The 1,271-nt window shown below is 75.0% G+C and carries 1 protein-coding gene and 1 pseudogene; one reads left to right on the plus strand and one right to left on the minus strand.

The genetic code is table 11. The features are described from left to right. Positions 1 to 802: pseudogene (locus tag AB0C29_RS49030) on the plus strand (hypothetical protein); the annotation flags it as partial. Here AB0C29_RS49030 and AB0C29_RS49035 read toward each other — a convergent pair. After that, the coding region (locus tag AB0C29_RS49035) for a hypothetical protein (RefSeq protein ID WP_360835325.1) at positions 799 to 1,271 on the minus strand (473 nt) is incomplete at its 5' end. The pseudogene AB0C29_RS49030 and the gene AB0C29_RS49035 overlap by 4 nt on opposite strands.

Raw genomic sequence — 1,271 nt, forward strand, 5'->3', positions numbered from 1 at the left:
CTCCGACCGGTGGCTCGGCGACCTGGGCCTGCCGGCGCCCCGGCAGATGGAGGTCATGGTCGGCGTCGCCTACGCCACCCGCCTCTACCGGCGGGCGCCGGGGCAGCTGGAGGGCTGGCAGGCGGCGCTCGTGCTGCCCGACCCGCCGCGGGAGAAGCGGTCCGGGCTGGTCCTGCCGATCGAGGGCGACCGGTGGCTGGTGTCGCTCGGCGGCTGGCACGTCGGCTCGATGCCCACCGACCCGGCGGGCTTCGAGATCTACGCCAAGAGCCTGCCCGACCCGATCGTGGCGCAGCTGATCGCGGAGGCCGAGCCGCTCGACGACCCGGCGCCCATCCGCTTCCCGTCCAGCCGCCGCCGGCTCTTCGAGGAGCTCGACCGGCTCCCGGCGGGCCTGGTCACCGTCGGCGACGCCGTGTGCAGTTTCAACCCGATCTACGGCCAGGGCATGACAGTCGCCGCCATGGCGGCCGCCGCGCTCGGTGACACCCTGGACCGGCACGGTTCCGTCACGGCCGCCGCCGCCCGCGACTACTACCGGGCTGTCGCCGAGGTGATCGCCGTGCCGTGGCGCTTCGCGGTCGGCAACGACTTCTCCTATCCGGAAACCACCGGGCCGCGACCCCGCGGCGTCCGCTTCACCAACTGGTACGCCCGGCGGCTGGCCGTCGCGACCCACGCCTCGCCCGAGCTGACCGACGTCTACCTGCGGGTGCAGCAGCTGCTGGCCCCGCCGAGAGAGCTGCTGCGGCCGGGCGTGGTCGCCGAGGTGCTGCGACTCGGCGGCCGGCGGGCCCCCTAACGCGGGATGGCCGTGCGCACCACCAGCACCCGGTCCGTGCTCTCGTCGTCGGTGAAGGCCCGCGCCAGGTAGAGCCAGTCGCCGTGCACCGCGGCCGCGTCGGCGTGACCGGCCGCGGTGGCCAGCGACCCGTCCGGCCGGATCTGCAGCACCTCGGTCGTGTCGGTGCCGAGGTCGCGCCGTTTGCGGGACTGGACGAGCAGGTCACGCTGCCGGCCGGTGGCGTCGCCGGTCCAGTCGAACCTTTTCGGCAGGTCGTCGGCGCCGGTGCGGACGCTGGTCACGTACACGTTGCCGCGCTCGTCGGTCACCAGGCTCGCGTTGCTCTCGCCGCGCTGGCCGGTGCGGCTGCCCCGGAGCCAGACCGACGCCCGCGCGGCCTGGCCGCGGTCGGCGAACGGCTTCTCCGGATCGTCGACGGCACCGTCGAGGCCGCCCGCGGCGACGTTGCCGATCAGCTCGTGCGCGG

This window comes from Actinoplanes sp. NPDC048791 (assembly GCF_040650095.1).
In the GTDB taxonomy this organism is placed as follows: Bacteria; Actinomycetota; Actinomycetes; order Mycobacteriales; family Micromonosporaceae; genus Actinoplanes.